We start from the raw sequence: 2,426 nt of genomic DNA, 5'->3' as shown, positions 1-2,426 counted from the left end.
ATGCCGGGCAGCGCCGTGATCACCACGGGCAGCGGGCGGGAGATGGCCCACCGGGCGGCATCGGCGATCTGCCGCCCGACCCACGGCGCGCCGGATCGAGCCTGGTCAGGCCGGCGGGCGTACAGCATGTGGATCTCTGATCCGGCAAAGGCGGGGTCCTGTTCCACTGTGGTGTCGAAACCGTGCGCGCCCAACAACGCGACCAGGCGTTCTACGCGGCCGCTGATGTCGTGGACCTCGGCAACAACTTGGTCGATGAGAGGCCAGTGCTCCGGATCGATCCCGAGCAGCACGTCCTGTTCGGCGCGCTCGACGTCCACCTTCAGCAGGTTGATCCGGTCGATGCTCTGCTGCCGGATCCACCCCGACAAGCGGCGGACCGGGACGGTCAGCGTCTGCGGACCCGCGGTCCGGTCATGGATCACCGGGGCGAGCGTCTCGGCGACCTTCTCCGTCAGCCCGGCAGCGATTGCCCGATGCTCATCGCTGCGCTGACGGGCGTAGATGCGGACGACCTCCGCATCGGCCGCCGGGTCGGCAAACAGCCCGGACTGCAACGTAGAGCCCGGATAGTACGCGAGATCCGCCTCCCCGTCGCGAGCGCCGAGGGCCACTCGCTCCACACGCGCGCTCAGCCCATGAGCACGAATGTTCGTCTCGAGTACATCAGCCACGGCCGGAACCGGCTCGAAGGCGTGAATCTGAAGCTGACGGGCATGGGAGGCGGCAAACAGCGTGAAGACGCCGATGTTCGCGCCGACGTCGAGGATCACGTCCCCGTCCTGGATTCGAAGGCCGGCGCGCAGGTACCGGCCCCGCACCATGATCTCGTCGACCAGCTCGCGTGTCTCGTTGGCGTTGAGCTCGGCGATCGGAGTCCCGTCAGGGAGCCGGCCGGTGAGGTCATCGCTGCTTGCGGGGCGGGTCGAGGCTTCGCCGTGAGCTTCGAGACGAGGGGCGATCACGACCAGGTCCGCACCCCAGGGACGAGGGTGCAGGACGCCTTGGGGGAGCTCGGCCAGGTACGCCTGTTCCGGTTCGATGTGGCGCGCCTTCAGCGGCAGGCCGATCGTCGAGGCCCAAGCCGTCAACGACGCGGCGAGGTCGTCACAACGCGCTGATGAGATCAACCGGACGTCGAACCGGGAGGCTCTGACGGCACCCGCCAGGTCCGCCAACGACCGGTCAGGATCCTCGCATGCGGCAGCCAGGACCTCTGCCACCTGGTGGAGGAAGGCCTCCAACCAGGCTTCGCACATCGGCCCGCGCGGGGCGGATAACGTCCAGGTCATGCCCTCCTCCGTCACGACGGCCGCGCAGTGCAAGGGAAGATCTTCCGGTAGTGCGAAACACTCATCCTCGCCAGCGGCGAAGCTGAAACCAGGCAAGGACCCCGCCTCGACAAGCTCCCGCAATCCAGCGAGCGCGCCCGCGGGATGCGCTGGCCGTCGCGCGATCCACCGGCGCGTGTGATCCAGCAAGGAGTGCGCGGGGTCAAGGCGCATGGACCACAGCAACGGTTGCGGATGGTCCTCAGCCGGCGAGGCGACGGCGGGGGTATCGCCAGCACCGTTCAGAGCCAGGACGAGGGCGTAGACCGTACGCTGCAGCAGCTCTGCATCCCGGGTACCCATCGCGTTGTCCCAGGCAGACCTCTCACACACGAGTCTGCTGGCGCTCACGCGAGCAGAGCCGTGCTCGTGAGCGGAGTGCGGCGTGCGGTGCGGTACAAGGCTGGACGATGGCATGGGCACGATTCCCCTTTGGCCAGATAAGCGTGGCGAGGCAGCGCCACGGGCGGACGAGGTGGCGGTGGAACGGCTTCATGATCAGCGCGACAACGGTGCAGGTGGACGTCAGGTTTCGCTTCCTCTAGAAGAGCTCGAAGCACTCCGGTGTGGAAGGGCGCGAACGTCATCTGCGGTGGCCTTTCGTCATCTCGGTGTCATCCAGCACCGCAGCCCTCTTTCGCACGGCTGTGGGAGTGTGGACACTTGAACAGGCATGCCTGGCTTGGGGAGGCGAGCGGTGAGAGACATTGCGGTCCTGCTCGAGTACTTGGTTCGGCACCACGGAGGGACAGCAGCAGCGTTCCTCCGACGCATCGCCGAGCGGCACTCGCGCCTCGGCTACGGAGGGCTGGGATGCCATCGGCAGAAACTGGACCGGTGGAAGAAGGGCACGAAACCAGACCAGTACACCCAGCTGGCCCTGGCCGATCTCCTCGACGTCTCCAGCCACGAGGTCATCCGGCTGGGGTGGCCCAGCTGGCTCGACAACGCGATCCCCGCTACATCTCTCTCGGGAGATCACCTCACGACATTCCTGCACGACGCCTCAGAAAGGGCCGGTGGCCCCGTGCAACGACGGCGCTTCCTCATTCTCCTCGCAGCTGGCGGCGTGTCCGCCCTCACGATGCCCTCACC

At 67.1% G+C, this 2,426-nt stretch carries 2 protein-coding genes; one reads left to right on the top strand and one right to left on the bottom strand.

Annotation, left to right across the window (positions count from 1 at the left end; genetic code table 11):
- A partial coding sequence (locus tag AB0J09_RS62365; protein ID WP_360713620.1) for an FkbM family methyltransferase occupies positions 1 to 1,634 on the bottom strand: 1,634 nt, incomplete at its 3' end.
- A 394-nt stretch (positions 1,635 to 2,028) separates the two neighbouring features.
- Here AB0J09_RS62365 and AB0J09_RS62360 point away from each other — a divergent pair.
- A partial coding sequence (locus AB0J09_RS62360; RefSeq protein ID WP_360713618.1) for a hypothetical protein occupies positions 2,029 to 2,426 on the top strand: 398 nt, incomplete at its 3' end.

It is taken from the genome of Nonomuraea sp. NPDC049784, from assembly GCF_040659615.1.
In the GTDB taxonomy this organism is placed as follows: domain Bacteria; phylum Actinomycetota; class Actinomycetes; order Streptosporangiales; family Streptosporangiaceae; genus Nonomuraea.
Note: the sequence above shows the minus strand (reverse complement) of the source record. Positions and strands in the feature narration are given on the sequence as shown.